This is a genomic window from Candidatus Babeliales bacterium, assembly GCA_035944115.1.
GTDB lineage: Bacteria > Babelota > Babeliae > Babelales > Vermiphilaceae > DASZBJ01.
This window is the reverse complement of sequence record DASZBJ010000045.1, coordinates 88452-105483: the sequence shown is the minus strand read 5'-3', so window position 1 is coordinate 105483 and position 17032 is coordinate 88452. Positions and strand designations below refer to the sequence as shown.

General features: G+C 38.6%; 10 protein-coding genes and 1 tRNA gene. 8 read left to right on the top strand and 3 right to left on the bottom strand.

Annotated elements, in window-relative coordinates; genetic code table 11:
- The first annotated feature begins 26 nt into the window (after nucleotides 1-26).
- The 8 genes from rpoB to VGT41_05435 all read left to right on the top strand — a co-directional run bounded on the left by rpoB (nucleotide 27) and on the right by VGT41_05435 (nucleotide 15034).
- Nucleotides 27-4349 carry a DNA-directed RNA polymerase subunit beta gene (gene rpoB, locus VGT41_05470; protein HEV2601722.1) on the top strand — a complete coding sequence of 1441 codons (4323 nt, stop codon included), beginning with the start codon at nucleotides 27-29 and terminating at the stop codon, nucleotides 4347-4349.
- Nucleotides 4342-8478, top strand: coding sequence for a DNA-directed RNA polymerase subunit beta' (gene rpoC, locus VGT41_05465; GenBank protein HEV2601721.1), 4137 nt, complete (start codon nucleotides 4342-4344; stop codon nucleotides 8476-8478). The genes rpoB and rpoC overlap by 8 nt, the downstream gene beginning before the upstream one ends.
- Nucleotides 8477-8551: transfer RNA gene (locus VGT41_05460), tRNA-Val, on the top strand. Before rpoC ends, VGT41_05460 begins: the two co-directional genes overlap by 2 nt.
- A 74-nt stretch (nucleotides 8552-8625) precedes the next feature.
- Nucleotides 8626-8895 (top strand): 30S ribosomal protein S15, encoded by a 270-nt coding sequence (gene rpsO / locus VGT41_05455; GenBank protein HEV2601720.1) that lies wholly within the window; start codon nucleotides 8626-8628, stop codon nucleotides 8893-8895.
- Between the two features lie 40 nt (nucleotides 8896-8935).
- The gene (gene pnp, locus VGT41_05450) at nucleotides 8936-11020 is read left to right on the top strand and encodes a polyribonucleotide nucleotidyltransferase (GenBank protein HEV2601719.1); all 2085 of its coding nucleotides are present in this window, start codon (nucleotides 8936-8938) and stop codon (nucleotides 11018-11020) included.
- Between the two features lie 45 nt (nucleotides 11021-11065).
- Nucleotides 11066-11842, top strand: coding sequence for a ribonuclease PH (rph, locus tag VGT41_05445; GenBank protein HEV2601718.1), 777 nt, complete (start codon nucleotides 11066-11068; stop codon nucleotides 11840-11842).
- Nucleotides 11843-11850: 8 nt separating this feature from the next.
- Nucleotides 11851-12792: a hypothetical protein gene (locus tag VGT41_05440; protein HEV2601717.1), complete on the top strand. Its 942-nt coding sequence runs from the start codon at nucleotides 11851-11853 to the stop codon at nucleotides 12790-12792.
- Nucleotides 12793-13153: 361 nt separating this feature from the next.
- Nucleotides 13154-15034 carry a hypothetical protein gene (locus tag VGT41_05435; protein HEV2601716.1) on the top strand — a complete coding sequence of 627 codons (1881 nt, stop codon included), beginning with the start codon at nucleotides 13154-13156 and terminating at the stop codon, nucleotides 15032-15034.
- A gap of 35 nt (nucleotides 15035-15069) precedes the next feature.
- Here VGT41_05435 and VGT41_05430 read toward each other — a convergent pair whose 3' ends face one another.
- From VGT41_05430 to VGT41_05420, 3 genes are read right to left on the bottom strand one after another with little or no spacing between them, the layout of a single operon-like run.
- Complete coding sequence (locus VGT41_05430; protein ID HEV2601715.1) at nucleotides 15070-15708, bottom strand: DUF502 domain-containing protein; 639 nt, start codon at nucleotides 15706-15708, stop codon at nucleotides 15070-15072.
- A complete protein-coding gene (locus VGT41_05425; protein HEV2601714.1) occupies nucleotides 15705-16121 on the bottom strand; it encodes a hypothetical protein in 417 nt (138 codons plus the stop codon). Before VGT41_05425 ends, VGT41_05430 begins: the two co-directional genes overlap by 4 nt.
- The gene (locus tag VGT41_05420) at nucleotides 16066-16923 is read right to left on the bottom strand and encodes a hypothetical protein (protein ID HEV2601713.1); all 858 of its coding nucleotides are present in this window, start codon (nucleotides 16921-16923) and stop codon (nucleotides 16066-16068) included. Before VGT41_05420 ends, VGT41_05425 begins: the two co-directional genes overlap by 56 nt.
- Nucleotides 16924-17032: the final 109 nt, after the last annotated feature.

Here is a 17032-nt window from a genome sequence, read left to right as displayed (position 1 = left end):
GTTTTCATATAGCGGGGAGCAACTTAATGTCTAACTTGCATATTAGCAAGGGTGTTTTGCGTAAATCTTTTGAAAAGATTAGAGGGATTGTTCCTGTTCCTAATCTCATTGAGATCCAATCAAAATCATTTAATGATTTTGTTCAATTAGATTTTCTACCTGAAGAGCGTCAGCTGATTGGGTTAGAAAAAGTTTTACGTGATATTTTTCCTATCGATTATAACGATAAATTATCGCTTGAGTATGTAAGTTATGAATTGGGGAACTGGGCCTGTTCTTGTGGAAAACTAACGGGGATTGCTAACCGTTACCAATGGAATTGTTCTTCTTGTAAAAAATCTGCATGTTCCCGTCTTGATAAAGACGGAACATGCAAATTTTGTGCAAAAGCTGCAGCTCGTTATAAAGGGTGTTCTAACTGCTTATCGCGCGTTATTATTAAAATGCCGATGTCCCTTGGCGAATGTAGAGCGAGTGGTCAGACCTTCTCTTTGCCACTTAAGATCCGCATTCAGTTGATCAATTGGGACCTTGATGAAGCACAAAATAGAGTAATACATGATATTAAAGAGCAGGAGATTTTCTTTGTAGATCTTCCTGTTATGGCTGATTTGTATGAAAATCAAGATCAGTACCGGTTGGGAAATTTAGGCACATTCTTAATTAATGGTGTTGATCGTGTTATTGTAACACAGTTGCATCGTTCTCCGGGTGTTGTTTTCTCGCAAAGTAAAAAAGTAAAAGATTTTGGTGGTAAGCCGTATTATTTAGCACGTATTATTCCAATGCGTGGTTCTTGGCTTGATTTTGAATTTGATAGTAATGATTATTTATATGTTCGTATAGATAAAAAGAAAAAGATATTAGTTACTACATTCTTACAGGCGCTTGGTATTGAGCGCGACGCAATTGTTCCTCTCTTTTACAATTTTGATACGGTTGTATGTAAAAAGGGAGAGTTTTTTATTCCGGTTACTGATGCTTTAATTGGTCAGCGTATTGAAAAGGGAATGTTACCTGCTGATTTAGAATTAAAGTATTTAGGAAAACGAGTTACCAAAGATATGGTGAGTCGTTTTATTAAAGCAGATATTACGGAACTGTCGTTGCGTGTTGCGAACGTCATTAATAGGGTGATGGGGAAAGATTTAATTGATCCTGAGACGGGAGAGATTCTTGTTGAGCAGGGTCAGGTGTTTACACAAGATCATTATGATCATATTAAGTATTTTAAATTAATTGAATTTCAATTAATTCAGTCTGCTGGATATGTGTATCAACCGACAATGGCGATGACGCTTGGACAGGATCGTTGCATGACGCAGGATGATGCGTTAAAAGATTTACATGCAAAGGTATGGCCAGGGGATAGTTCGACATTAAAAGAAGTTAAAGAACGATTTGATAATTTATTTTTCAATAGTAGGTTTTACGATTTAACCCAAGTTGGTCGTGTTCGTATGAACAGTAAATTGGGGCTTAATACTCCTGAAGATCAATTAGTGCTTACTCAGGAAGATATTGTTGCAACGATTCGGTACCTTGTTAATCTCAAAGAGCTTGGCGAGGGAGAATTGGATGATATTGATCATTTGGGTAATAGACGTGTGCGATTGGTTGGAGAATTGTTGAGCAACCAGATGTATCTTGGCTTTTTGCGTGTTGAGCGAATTATTCGTGAGCGATTTAGAATGCAAGAAGTGCATAGTGCATTGATGCCACAAGATTTCCTTAATGTGAAACCATTGAGCGCTGTTTTACGTGAGTTTTTTGGATTAGGTCAGTTATCACAATTTATGGACCAAACGAATCCGCTTGCTGAAATCGCGCATAAGAGACGGTTGTCTGCTCTCGGGCCCGGAGGTGTACTGAAAGATCGTGCAACGTATGAAATTCGTGACGTGCATACATCGCATTATGGACGTATCTGTCCGATTGAAACACCTGAAGGTCAGACAGTTGGTTTGATTTCTTCTTTGGCAACCTATGCTACGGTAAATCATCTTGGATTTATTGAAACAGCGTATAGAAAAGTTACGAATAAAGTTATTGAAGATGAAGTGGTCTTTTTGGATGCGTTCCAAGAAGAAGAGTACGCTATCGCTCAAGTCGAAGCGAGTGAAGATAATAAAATAATTAATCCTGGTAAAATTTTTGCACGACATCAAGGTAACTTTTTATATGCAGATGCAGAAACTATTAAATATATAGATTTGTCACCGAAACAGTTGGTATCTGTATCGTCAGCATTAATTCCATTTTTAGAGCATGATGACGCGACTCGAGCTCTTATGGGTGCAAACATGCAACGTCAGGCTGTTCCATTAATTAAAATGCAGGCACCTATTGTAGGAACGGGTATGGAGCAAGAGATTGCTAAAGCATCCGGCGGTGTAATTATGGCGCGACGTGCAGGTGTTGTTGAATACGTTTCATCTGAGAAAATTATTATCCGTGCGCATGAACAAGAATTTTCGCGTATGGAAGATTGGTTTGCATTAGGAATTGATACCTATCATTTAAGAAAGTTTGAACGTTCAAGTTATAGTACTTGGATTCATCATACGCCAATTGTAAAGCCTGGCGATGTAGTAAATGTAGGTGATGTGCTTTCAAACGGACCTGCAATTAATAATGGTGAATTGGCATTAGGTTCGAATTTATTAGTAGCATTTATGCCATGGCATGGTTATAACTTTGAGGATGCTATCGTTGTTAATAAACGTTTAGTTTCTGATGACGTGTTGACTTCTGTGCATATCGAAGAGTTTGTTGCTGATGCTCGTGATACTAAACTTGGTCCTGAAGAAATTACTCGTGATATCCCAAATGTGAGCGACGCATTGTTAGCAGGGCTTGATGAAGATGGTATTGTGCGCGTTGGTACTCGAGTAAAAACGGGGGATGTTCTTGTCGGTAAAGTGACCTTAAAAGGAGATATTCAATATTCTCCTGAAGAGAAATTATTGCGTGCGATCTTTGGAGAAAAATCTCGTGAAGTTCGCGATACATCATTGTGTGTACCGCCTGGGGTTGAAGGAACAGTTGTAGATGTTAAGATTTTCTCTCGTAGTGGTGTAAGACGTGACAAGCGATATAAGCAAGAAGTTACAAAGCAGATAGAAAAAATAGACAGAGATTTTCAAGGGCATTCTGATTTATTAGTAAAAATGGTGTGTGGGAAAATCATCGATGTGTTAGATGGTAAAAAGTGTCCTGCTAAAGTAAGTCATGATGTTGTTGAAGATGGTGTATACGATCGCTCTAAATTATTAAATCAGCCAATAGATGTTATTTTTGCTCTTAAAGCGCACGATAAAGCTTCTATAGAAGCAATTCAACAGATTAAAGATTTTTATGATAATCAGGTGCGTGTATTATCCGGACTCAAAGAAGAGCGAATCAATAACTTGAAAAAGGGTGATCCGCTGCCATCTGGTGTTATTAAGATGGTTAAGGTGTACATTGCTATGAAACGTGCAGTTTCAATTGGTGATAAAATCGCTGGTCGTCACGGAAATAAAGGTGTGGTATCTACCATCGTTCCTCGTGAAGATATGCCATATCTAGAAGATGGTACTCCAGTAGATATAGTACTTAACCCATTAGGTGTTCCTTCTCGTATGAACGTTGGACAGATTTTGGAAACAGTACTCGGATTTGCCGGTAGAGCATTGGGTGAGCGCTTACAGCAACAATTAGAAACCCAAGGGTTTGCGATTGTGCAGCAGGCATTAGAACAATGTTTTGGGGCAGAGCTTATTGATGCCTATGAAAAACAGTATGGTAAAGAAGGTTTAATGGACCTTGCACGTAAGACAGCGCGAGAAGGTGTTTTATTCTCAACTCCGGTGTTTGATGGTGCAGGCTATGATACTGATATTAAACCGTTATTAAATACGCTTGACTTGCCGGAGTCTGGTACATTTAGAGTGCGAGATGGTCGAACTGGAGATTATTTTGATCAGCCAGTATCAGTTGGTGTTATTTATATTATGAAATTAGATCATATGGTTGATGATAAGTTGCATGCTCGGTCTGTTGGACCATACTCACTAGTGACGCAGCAGCCATTGGGTGGTAAAGCTCAAGAAGGTGGTCAGCGTTTGGGAGAAATGGAAGTTTGGGCATTAGAAGCGTATGGTGCGGCATATACATTGCAAGAAATGTTGACCTATAAATCAGATGATGTGACTGGTCGACATAAAGTATATGAAGCGATTGTACGAGGTGATGAAATTCCAGAACCAGGTGTTCCAGAGTCGTTTAATGTATTAATCAAAGAGCTTCAAAGTTTGGGGTTACAGGTGGACTTGTTCAAGGCGGATAAGGAGAAGATCGATGAATAATAGAATGTTAGACCGTTTTCGTGAGTATCTTCATATTACACAATTTAATTCGATACGAATTAGCTTAGCATCTTCTAAAAAAATTCGATCTTTGTCATATGGCGAAGTAAAGAAGATTGAAACGATAAACTATCGAACGCTTAAGCCTGAAAAAGATGGCCTGTTTTGCGCGCGTATATTTGGTCCTGTAAAGGATTGGGAATGTAACTGCGGTAAATATAAGCGTATGAAGCATCGTGGCGTTACGTGTGAAAAGTGTGGCGTTGAGGTGATTCAATCCCGTGTGCGTCGTGAACGTATGGGCCATATTGAATTAGTTGCTCCTGTTTGCCATATTTGGTATTTAAAAGGAATTCCAAGTTATCTTGGTTTAATTTTAGATATGTCTGCAAAAGATTTAGAGCGAGTTATTTACTTTGATGCATATATTGTTGTTGATCAAGGCAGTTCTCCATATCCACGTAAAACATTGTTGAGCAATACTGAGTATAGCAATTATGTAGATACGCATTTGGACGATAGTTCTTTTTCTGCAGGCATTGGTGCAGAAGTAATTAAGATTCTTCTTGATCAAATAGATATTAAGTTAGAAATTTTTAATCTTGAAAAAGAATATAGTAAAACTCAGTCCGTTGGCGTGCGTCATAAAATTATGCGTCGTCTTAAAGTCTTTGCAGGGTTACTGCAGGCGAATCTAAAACCATCATGGATGATTTTGGATGTATTGCCGGTATTACCACCAGATTTACGTCCATTAGTGCCTTTAGAAGGTGGACGCTTTGCAAGTTCTGATTTGAATGAGTTGTATCGCCGTGTGCTCAATCGTAATATTCGATTACAGCGTCTTTATGAGATTGAAGCGCCTTCAGTTATTGTTAAAAATGAAAAACGTATGTTACAGGAATCTGTAGATGCGTTGATTGATAATGGTCGTCGTGGGCAGCCAGTACGCGGATCGAATCGTCGTCCACTGAAGTCACTGAGTGAGATGCTACGTGGTAAGCAAGGACGGTTTAGACAAAACTTACTTGGTCGCCGTGTTGATTATTCTGGGCGTTCGGTAATTGTTGTTGATCCCGAATTGAATATGGATTATTGTGGTATTCCAAAAGTAATGGCCTTAGAAATTTTTAAGTCGTATGTGTATGCTGGGTTGCTTGAGCGAGAGCTTGCAAGTAATTTACGTGTTGCAAAGCGTATGGTTGAAGAGTTGGCGCCAGAGATTTGGGACGTTTTAGAAGATGTGGTAAAAGATAGACCGGTGCTTCTCAACCGTGCTCCGACGTTGCACAGACTTGGTATTCAGGCGTTTTATCCAATCTTGGTTGACGGTAAAGCGATTAAAGTGCATCCATTAGTTTGTTCTGCATTTAACGCGGATTTTGATGGTGATACAATGTCAGTGCATCTTCCATTGAGTGGGCGTGCACAAGAAGAGTGTCGACGGTTGGTGCTTTCTACAAATAATATTCTTTCTGCATCGAATGGTCGTCCAGTTACGGTTCCATCACAGGATATGGTTCTCGGACTGCATTATATGACGAAATCACGCATTGGTGCATTGGGTGAAGGTATTACCTTCTCAAGTATTAATGAAGTAGTATCTGCATATCAGTGTAAAATGATACATATTCATGCACGTATTAACTTACGCCTGTCAGACAGAAGCATTGTAAAAACCACGGCTGGTCGTGTATTGCTATATACGGTACTTCCTGAGGGGGCTGAGTTTGACTGGACTAACAAGGTTATGAAAGTAAGTGATCTTGGGTGGTTAGTTAATAAAGTGTATTATACATTCGGTTCTAGAAAAACAGTAACATTTTTAGATGGTATAAAACGTCTTGGTTTTTATCATTCTACTATTGCGGGTATATCGATTTCCTTGAGAGATTTGTTGGTACCGCATAAGAAAGATGAAATTGTTCGAACCGCAGAAAAAGATGTTGAAAAAACAGAATCATTGTATATGGATGGTGCGATTACCAATGGTGAGCGCTATAATAAAATTTTAAGTATTTGGGGACATGCAACAGCTGACGTTGCAGCTGAAATGACCCGTGAATTAGAAGAACAAAACGAACAAGCATTTGAAAATAAAGATAAGAGTTTTGCTCCATATAATCCTGTTTTCATGATGTTAGATTCTGGAGCGCGAGGTTCTAAAGATCAGATTAAACAGCTTGTGGGTATGCGGGGTATGATGTCTAAGCCGAATGGCGAGATTATGGAAACCCCGGTTAAGTCTAACTTTAAAGATGGCCTTAGTGTGTTTGAATACTTTATTTCTACGCACGGTGCTCGTAAAGGACAGGCGGATACTGCACTTAAAACTGCAAACTCTGGATATTTGACACGTCGATTAGTTGACGTTGCGCAAGATGTAGTTGTTACTATGTCTGACTGCAAAACATTGGGATATATCGAAGTAGAAGATCTGAAAGAGGCTGGTGATATCATTGTGCCATTTTCTAATCGTGTTTTTGGACGAGTGTTTGCTGCGGATGTTAATGATCCAGTTTCTGGAGAGTTGCTGTTCAAAGCCGGAGAGTTCATTACTCGTAAGGAAGTCGATCGTTTAGCTGATTCTGCAGTAGCAAAAGTAGTCGTGCGTTCTGTGTTAACGTGTCAGGCAAAACGCGGTGTTTGTGCAATATGTTTTGGATGTGATTTGTCGACTGGTAAAATTGTAGACATTGGCACAACCGTCGGAGTTATTGCAGCTCAATCAATTGGTGAACCAGGTACCCAGCTTACTATGAAAACCTTCCACGTTGGGGGTATTGCGAGTGGTTTGACAGAAAAGCCGTACTTTGTTGCTAAAAAAGATGGAGTCATTCAATTTAGGGGTGTTCGTACGATTAAGAATCGTCATGGTGAAATTATCGTATTGAGCAGAAAAGCATTCGTTATTATCATTTCTCCTGACGGACGTGAACTGCAAAATCATTATGTTGAATACGGATCTGTATTACATGTAGAAGAAGGACAAGCTGTTCAAGTTGGTACAAAACTTGTTGAGTGGGATCCAAGTAGTAAGGTTGTTTTAACTGAAAAAGCGGGAAAAATAGAGTATGTTGACCTTGTTGAAAACATTACTGTACAGGATCGTTTTGATGATACAACCGGAAAATCGAATCGTATTTTGTTAGAGCATAAGAACGAGAAGTATCAACCAGCATTATCAGTTTTAAATAAAGCGGGTGATGAAGAGGCGCATTATTATTTATCAATTGGATCATATTTGAACGTTGAAAACGGACAGATGGTTGAACCAGGTGATGTGCTTATTAAGACTCCTCGCGAAGTTTCAAAATCAAAAGATATTACGGGTGGTTTACCACGTATCGCAGAGTTATTTGAAGCGCGTATGCCAAAAAATCCGGCAATTCTTGCAGATATTTCAGGAGAAGTTGTATTTGGTGGTTTACATCGTGGATTACGTAAAATATCGGTTGTTGCTGGTGCAAACACCTTTGACTATTTTGTAGCGCGAGGACAGCAGCTGAATGTACTTAATGGAGATCAGGTTGTTGCAGGAGATCAATTAACTGTTGGATCACCGGTGCTTCATGACATGTTACGTATTCAGGGGCCGAATTTAGCGCAACGATATATTGTTGATCAGATTCAAAAGATTTATCGTTTACAAGGTATTGATATTAACGATAAACACATTGAGTTGATTGCGCGTCAAATGTTTAGAAAAGTACGTATCATTGATTCTGGAGATACTGATTTCTTGATTGGTGATCGAGTTGATCGCGTGCATTTCAAGATGGTGAATGCGTTATTAAAAGCTGAAGGCAAAAAAGTTGCAACTGCAAAACCGGTGTTGATGGGTATTACTCAGGCTTCATTGGGAACAGAAAGCTATATTTCAGCAGCATCATTCCAAGAAACAACAAGAATTTTAGCTGAAGCGGCAATGGTTGGTAACGTAGATCATCTGTATGGACTTAAAGAAAACGTTATAGTAGGTAAATTAATTCCTGCAGGTACTGGTATTGAGTCATTCAGAAAGAAATATTTAGGTAATGACATATCAAAGATTGAACGACAAGCTCGAAAAGAAGAGATGTTAGAAGTCAATGATAGAGATGAAGATGATGAGGATGATGATTTATAGGCGCGTAGCTTAGTGGTAGAGCACTGCCTTGACGTGGCAGGGGTCAGCGGTTCAATCCCGCTCGCGCCTACCAAATATATGCGTTGTATAGATTTGGATATTAGTGTATAACTATAGTATAGTATAGATTTGATAAGGGTTATTTTAATGGTTTTAAATAAAGAACAGATGGAACAGATCAGAAAAGATTTTGGTATGCATAGTAATGATACCGGATCTACAGCAGTACAAATAGCTACCCTTACCGGTCGCATTACGCTGTTAACAGGTCATTTGCAGCGTAATAAAAAAGATTTTTCATGCAAGAGAACTCTTTTGATGCTTATTGCTCAACGACGTTCATTAGGAAAATACTTGCAAAGAACTAATGAGCCTAGCTATAAAGATGTAATTGGACGATTAGGATTAAAAAAATAATAATGTGTCACTTGGACACACGCGGAAATAGGTTGATTTAATGATAAAGAACTTTCGTTTAGAAGATTTTGGGTATGAGGTAGAGATTGGCAGAGTGGCCAAACAGGCAAATGGCGCAGTGTGGTTAAAACGCGGCGGAACCATTGTCCTGGTAACAGCTTGTTCAGCTGAATCCAAGGATTTTCCTGGATTTTTACCACTTTCTGTAGATTATCGTGAAAATTATTCAGCAGCAGGAAAGATACCTGGAGGATATTATAAGCGTGAAGGAAGGCCTTCTGATAAAGAAGTACTTACAAGTCGTTTGATTGATCGGGCAATTCGTCCCCTATTTTCGTATGATTTCTTTGATCAAGTGCAGGTTCTCGCTACGGTATATTCTGTAGATAAAGAACATGCGCCTAATGTTATGTCGTTAGTTGCAGCTTCTTTGGCTTTGACCATTTCCGATATCCCTTTCATGGGACCGATTGGTGCGGTTGAGGTATGCCGTGTTGATGGTAAATGGGTAGTAAATCCGCCCTATACGGATTCGCAACGAGCGGATGTTACATTGTCCATCGCTGGTACCGAAGAAGGTATCAACATGGTTGAAGGTAATGCAAACGAAATTTCTGAACAAGAATTTATTGATGCACTGTTTTTAGCACATGAACAGATTAAAAGATTGGTTGTATGGCAAAAAGAGATTCAGAAAGAAATCGGTAAAACGATTACTCCTGCAACTAAATTCTTTGATTGGAATGACTGGACACAACGTGCAGACACATACTTAACGGATGACAAAGTTCGTGGAGTATATAAAACAGATAAAACAGAACGTAATCAGCATATCGCTGATTTGAAAAAAGATTTCTTAACGCAGTATGAAACAGAGGCTGCAGAGGTTAAGATCTCATCAAAAGCTTTGGAATATGTTTTTGGGCAAATGCTTAAAGATAAAGTTACAGAGCTTATGTTTATTTTGGGTAAACGGGTAGATGATCGACAGTTTGATTTAGTGCGGCCAATTACCGTAGCTGTTGGTTTGTTACCATTTACTCATGGATCTGCATTGTTTACTCGTGGTAGCACGCAGGCGTTGGTAAGCACTACGCTTGGTGGTGGCCAAGATGAGCAAAAATTTGAAGGTTTAATGGATAATGCTGCGACTGTAGATGGTCGGTTTATGTTGCATTATAATTTTCCACCATTTTCGGTTGGTGAAGTTCGTCCGGTTCGTGGTCCAGGTCGTAGAGAAGTTGGACATGGTTATTTGGCGGCATCAGCAATTAGCAAAATGCTTCCTTCAAAAGAAGATTTTCCGTACACAATTCGTATCGTTGCTGACATGTTAGAATCTGATGGCTCTACATCTATGGCAACCACGTGCGGCTCAACGATGGCGTTGATGCAGGCAGGTGTACCGATTAAAAAAATGGTAAGCGGTATTGCTATGGGGTTATTGATGAATAAAGCAGGGGACTTCCGTGTTTTATCTGATATGACCGGCTTTGAAGATGAATATGGGCTCATGGATTTTAAAGTGACTGGTACTCAAGACGGTATAACTGCTATTCAGATGGATATCAAATATAAAGGTGGTTTATCTCGTGAGGTATTTGTTGTTGCGCTTGAACAAGCACGTACAGGCAGATTGCATATCCTTGGCGAAATGCAAAAAGTGATGACCAAACCAAATGCAACATTATCTGATTTGGTACCAAAATTGATTAGTTTCAAAATTAATCCAGATAAAATTGGTGCAATTATTGGTACTGGCGGTAAAACGATTCGTGAAATCACCGAAAAAACAGGTACTAAAATTGATATTGAAGCAGACGGATTGGTTAAGATTTTTGGTGGACCGGATGCAGATCAAGATGCTGCTGTTAATTGGGTTAAAACGCTTGCAGGTCAGGTAGAAATCGGTAGTGTGTGGAACGGTAAGGTAAGACGTATTGTTGAGTTTGGTATGTTTGTAGAATTAGTACCCGGTCTTGATGGATTGGTCCATGTTTCTAACATCCCACGCGAACAACAAAAAACGTTTGATCGCGATTTTAAAAACGATGACGTAGTCAAAGTTGAAGTTGTCGATTATGATGCGGCAACCGGTAAAATTCGTCTTCGCATGGTAAAGTAATAAATAAAATTTTCGAATATTTATAAAGCGCGTAGGCTTAATACAATGATTCAAAGAATAGATGGGCGCCGTTCAGATCAGTTGCGCCCAATGCGTGCATATTATGATGTGTATGGATATAGTGATGCATCGGTTTTGTTTGAAGCAGGTAATACAAAAGTTCATTGTGCGGTAAGTAGATCATATGGTGTTCCCCCGTTTCTTAAGGGTAAAAAAACTGGTTGGTTAACTGCTGAGTATGCGATGTTGCCAACAGCAACTGGAAACCGTACAATGCGTGATTTTTCTGCAGTAACTCGTAATGGTCGAGCTGTTGAAATTTCCCGATTAATTGGACGCGCATTGCGTTCTATTGTTGATCTTGAGATGTTGGGTGAACAGACAATTACAATTGATTGTGATGTGCTACAAGCCGATGGTGGTACTCGTACTGCGTGTATTACTGGAGCTTCTATGGCGCTTTCAATTGCGGCAAGCCGCTGGCTTAAATCTAAGTTAGTACCTGGTAATATTATTCGTGATAGAGTAGCAGCAGTTTCTGCAGGTATTATAAAAGGCTCTGTGTTGCTTGATTTGAATTATCAGGAAGATAGTACCGTTGATGCGGACTTTAATTTTGTCATTAATGGTTCAGGCGGCATTATTGAAGTGCAGGGTACGGCAGAACAAGCACCTATTTCTTGGGAAGACTTTTCAAAGATACGTGCAGTTTCTGAAAAAGGTATCAATGATCTATTTGCCTATTTAAATAGCGATGGTGCATTAGAAAAAAAAGAATCGGTTCCGTTATTTAGTTTAAAAAACCGATTTATGAATACGTAGTAGCATATATGGATATTGCTACTTTCTTTACTAATATCCAGGAGCGCTCTTTTCTTGAGCGCTTTTCAGTAGTACAGTTTTGTTCTCCTCAATATCCATTACTATTTTTTTCAGCATTATTTGAACGTGTTAAAAAGCGTACTGATGTTTTGGTACGCTTTTTTGATTTTGATGCGCAATCTGATGTAGAGATTGCTATGGCATTCCAAACGACATTTTTGGGTATGCGTGGCGTGTATTGGCTGGGTGATATTGATACTCTTGATGGTGCGCGCAAGAAAAAATGGGTAACATTTTTAATGCACTATACAGGTCCGCATACGTTGATTTTCTATAGTACTGTTGCTTTAGAGTCGATGATTAATGGTATTACCATCTCCGTTGCAGAAGGGATTGATAAAAAAACTGCTGTTGCATTATTAAATATAGATAATTATGAGGAAGCGCGATTGTGTATTCCTGTTTTAGAAGCATTGTATGCGCGGCTTACCGTTGTAACGCTTGATCAAGTGTATGTTTGCATGCGTTATGCACGTCTTGCGGGTCGCAATAAGCAGGTATTTATTAATGAGTGGTTAGGTCTTTTAGTTTATTCTGAAAAATCATTATTTACGCTAAGTCAGTATTTTTTTGCAAAGGATGACAAGAAATTTTTTGCGTTGTGGAGCGTCATACGTAAGGAGTACTCAACGGTGTTTTGGATACTGTTTTGGTCTGAACAGTTGTTTCGCGCCTCTTGTTATGTACAATGTATGAAACAGCGGAAGCATGCTGATGCTAAAAAAATATCGTTTCGCTTACCTTTTTCTTTCATCCAACGAGATTGGAGTTTGCATACCTATGGTCAGTTGCGTGATGCACATGCAGCGATATACAGCATCGATTGTAATGTGAAAAATGGGGCAGACGAAGGATCTCTTGATCTCTTTTATTCAAAGTTTTTTGTTTGAGAGCTTGACCGAAAATTCTTGTCAGATTAAAAAAATCATCAAGAACAAGAAACCTCCGATCGTTGTAGCAGCCTGTCCGGCGAAGTTTTAACGAAGACGGAAGCCGCCGTTAGCGGCGTGGCTATCCAGACAATAAAACTATATAAAATGAATCCAATATAAAAAATAATCTATTGTGTCGTGTCTTACGGCGCATAATTTCCCGAATAACCACCCATTGTTCGTCACGACAAACGGAGATTTTTTGTTTCATTAACCTATTTTATAGACCTTTGAATTTCTAAAGCCATTTTTGGTAGTATGCCCAATGATGAAGCATGTTCCGGAAAAAAGTTAGGGTACTATGAACAAGGGGGCTCCGATGAGGTTTTGTCTTTATTTTTTTATGTTCTTTTTTCTATATGCCGATAGTTTTGGTATGGCACCGCAGGAGGTTATGTCTCATGAGGTAACGATAGATCTATTTTATTTGTATATAGAAAGGCAATATGTAGAGGGGAGAATAGCTCCTCCTTACTGCGTCTTGGCTTGTGTCGTGACAGAAAGAATGACCCGTCAAATAGTATCTCCTGAACAGCCTTCTGAAAGAGTACCTTCCATAGATTCTGTTGCAAAACGGAATGCGTTAAATATGTCTCCGGTTAGCAATAATGTTGGATTAAAAGATAGCGTGCATGCTTTTTTATCAGAGCCTCCGCCAGAAAAAAAGAGTAAGTTACAGCTAAATAATGGAGTGCTTTCAGCGGTATTTGGTAATTTCTCTATTGGAGTGAATCTTGTTGAATTAGCATCTTTTATACTTACAAACATACAAGGATATATAGCAAAAAAAAGAGTAGAAAAACAGTTTGTTCAGCGATATCAAGAATGGGGTCAAGAAGATTTTAAAAATGAAGCCCAGAAAATTATTAAAAGATGTCAGCGGGTAGATGATTCCACCATGTCATTGTCATATTCCGATCAAGAAGCGATTTTATCGGAATATCATTTGTATCAATTTGATGGCTTTCGTTCATATATAAAAACATTGTCTGAATATGAACCATTTATAAAGCAGTTATATAATCGTGTTCATTGTGATGATAAGCATCGCAATGACAGATGGTGGAAAAAGTTTCCTGGTTATTTAGATGAAGCGTTTCCTGCAGTTATAGAGTCATTATGTACGCAGGTTAAGCACAAAGAAGCGGAACGTACAAAATACGAACAATTGCAGATAGCGCGTAGAAATAAAGCGGAGCAAGAAATGCGTGCGCAGGTTCAACAACATTTGCATTTCTATGCAGAATATATGCGTGACTGTGCAGATGAGTATGCTCTTGCAGTTGGATTAGGTAGGTGTGATACCCATGCACAAGCAGATCGCTTTGCTATGCGTGATGCAGCGATTATACAGTCAGAAAGCAACAACTATCAGTTCGATATAAAAACGTACAATATATCATCACAGCAGGATGCTTTTTTACAAGATCGTGGTCTGAATATAGATCTTTTTAGGGAATGTGAGGGCTCGACAATCCAACAATGCTTGCATCAAGAAATGATTACGATTTTGGATCAGGCGGTAGTGATTAGGTATGAATATGAGCACGTACATAATCCATCTCTTACTTTCTTTACCAATGCAATCGGCGATTTAGCGTCAGTTTCGGCAGAATATAATCATGCAGGGCATGTTAAACAGGCGCTGCTATTAACCGATTGTTGTTGGAGCTTTTTAGAATGTACTATTGGTATAGCACAAGGGATGTGTGATGGTATATATAACACGGTGTATGCATTTGATCACCCTATAGAAACGATAGGTAAACTGACCCAGTGCATATCGAATGCTGCGTGGTATTTGGGTAAGGTGTTATATGAACTGTGTAGTGTTAACATCATGTGTATTATTGATAGAGATGCAGGACATGAGCGCCTTGCCCAAATGACCACTAATATACAGGCGGTTGTATCTGACCTTGCGCATAAAATAGAAGCAATGCCCTCCAAGACAATAGCGCGGGGTGCAGCTGCACACATAGTAGAGGCAATACTTATTAAAAAATGTTTGGCTTTTTTATATGCAGCATATGTAGCTGCACATAAAAAACTCACTGCTGCCATACAAATCGCTCAAAAAAGCGGAACAATGCCATCAGTTGCAGGCTCCCCTGAAATTGTACTAGTAGAAGAAGCTATACATAATGCCATCTTAATGGAGAAAGAGAAGGCTGTTGGTTTAGCAATTCATACTCAGTAAAATCCTTAAGAATACTGGGGACATTTTGTGTATGGTTATTTTTGTTCAAAGTGTTTTGGTTGTATAATGCCACCGGACATAATGAGCGCCATCGCTTCTTGATGAGTGATAGTAAGCACCGTAATATCTGACATAGGTACAACTACTAAAAAACCGCTTGTAGGATTTGGGGTAGTAGGAATAAATACGTTAACAAATGGTACTTCTGTATTAGGTATGAACTGCGTTGGGAATTCTCCAGTCATAAATCCAATACTATAAATTCCTGGTCGTGGGAATTGAACGATCACAATTTTTTTAAAGCTCATGTTATTTTTAGGATCAAACGCAAATACGAGTTGTTTGATTCCGGAATATAATGGTCGGATGAAGGGGATGCGTAGGAGAAGTTTTTCAAAGGCATGTATAATAGAACGAATAATAAATAATCGTAGTATGATACCAGTTAAAAATATCAAAATGATAACAAGTATAACATCTGCATGGGGGGTCCAGGTTAATATAGGTAGCTGTAGACGATTGATAGGCGCAACCCAATTTTTAAGCAAGCGTAATGAAAAATTAAACACGGCAATCGTAAGTGTAATCGGTAACAAGGTAAATAAACCATTTAAAAATATTGACCAAGTATAATGGATTATAAGAGAAAGTTGTTTTCTTAATTCTTTTATCATAATTGTTGTGTAAGACCTTCTGTAATAGGTGTATTATTAGCGACAAAAATAGTTAGGTTTGCAGGTTTATAGCTTACCACATGTATATTGCTTGGTAGAAATAAATTATTATTTTCTACCGTTATTTGATTTGGGCCAGCATGGAGCGAGTCGCCGTTTATGTGTAATGCGATAGTTGTTTGATCAATAGTAGCAATGGTGGTTCGCTTGCCGCGCAGCAGCACTTGTATGGTTTCAGGAGCAGTAATTGTTTTATCTGAGCCGTAAAAGCAAAGTGGTACTGATAATGATATATCAATCGGGTACCAGTTGCTGAGTGTAGACCAGATGCCATACCCAATAATGCATGAACATAGTTTAATGAATGCGTTGTGCAGCAGGTTGTTTTTTAGCTGTTTGAGGTGTGTGAGCATGTGCAGTTTCTCCTTTTTTGTAAGAGGATGAGTGAGTACTGATTTGTTTGGTAATAAATGTAATGGTGTTAGATGGGGTTACATGATGATATACAGTTCCATGAGTGATGATAGTGAATGTATGTTGCATAGGAGATATTTTAATAATTATTGCATCTGTTTTTTCGCTATATAAGATTGTATCTTCTATCCAGCTGGTTGATTTTTTCGCGCCATGCGTTTCTGTCTGTGGTGTTGCTTTCCATTGTCCGTTTATACCAACAATTTTACCGGTTGATGTGAGCCAGAGCATTTGAGTTTGATCAAAAGAGTTGCTGTTAATAAGTAGTTGCATAAGTTCATTAGAAATATCAGCATGAAATTGTAATGGCGTATTGATCATGTTTTCTAAGCTATCCGTGTGCTCGATTATACAGGTTATTTCTTTATTTCTGTTTATGTTGATTAAGCAAGCTTGTATAACGGTTTCAAGCCAATGGGATTTTTTTTCTGTTATTGGGATAATATTACGTAATGCGACGAAGTTTTTTTGCAACGTAAATTGGTGGAAAATAATAAAAAGTAATAGCGCTATCGGAGCACACATTAAAAGAAAACAGTTGATGGTTGGTAGCGATGCGATATTTGTTACAAAAAAGCATCCACAATAAAGATAAAAATAGCCAAGTAAATTTTTATGAAGATCATTTTTGAGCCACAAAGAGATAGCGTAAATAATGCTGGTGAAAAAAATAATTTCGATTAGGTCCCGCCAAATGAAAAATGTAGGTATAAGCTGTAACGTTGTTCCTTGTATAGCCATTACACCCTCCGTAAAGATTATAATAATATATATGTCATATATGAGCATTTCAAAAAATTATCTTTTAGGTCTAGAAAACTGTGTAAATTGCTTGAATAAGCAGTATCAA

Coding starts and splice junctions, on each gene's coding strand:
- rpoB (HEV2601722.1), top strand. CDS start 27: ATGTCTAACTTGCATATTAGCAAGGGTGTTTTGCGTAAATCTTTTGAA.
- rpoC (HEV2601721.1), top strand. CDS start 4,342: ATGAATAATAGAATGTTAGACCGTTTTCGTGAGTATCTTCATATTACA.
- rpsO (HEV2601720.1), top strand. CDS start 8,626: ATGGTTTTAAATAAAGAACAGATGGAACAGATCAGAAAAGATTTTGGT.
- pnp (HEV2601719.1), top strand. CDS start 8,936: ATGATAAAGAACTTTCGTTTAGAAGATTTTGGGTATGAGGTAGAGATT.
- rph (HEV2601718.1), top strand. CDS start 11,066: ATGATTCAAAGAATAGATGGGCGCCGTTCAGATCAGTTGCGCCCAATG.
- VGT41_05440 (HEV2601717.1), top strand. CDS start 11,851: ATGGATATTGCTACTTTCTTTACTAATATCCAGGAGCGCTCTTTTCTT.
- VGT41_05435 (HEV2601716.1), top strand. CDS start 13,154: ATGAGGTTTTGTCTTTATTTTTTTATGTTCTTTTTTCTATATGCCGAT.
- VGT41_05430 (HEV2601715.1), bottom strand. CDS start 15,708: ATGATAAAAGAATTAAGAAAACAACTTTCTCTTATAATCCATTATACT.
- VGT41_05425 (HEV2601714.1), bottom strand. CDS start 16,121: ATGCTCACACACCTCAAACAGCTAAAAAACAACCTGCTGCACAACGCA.
- VGT41_05420 (HEV2601713.1), bottom strand. CDS start 16,923: ATGGCTATACAAGGAACAACGTTACAGCTTATACCTACATTTTTCATT.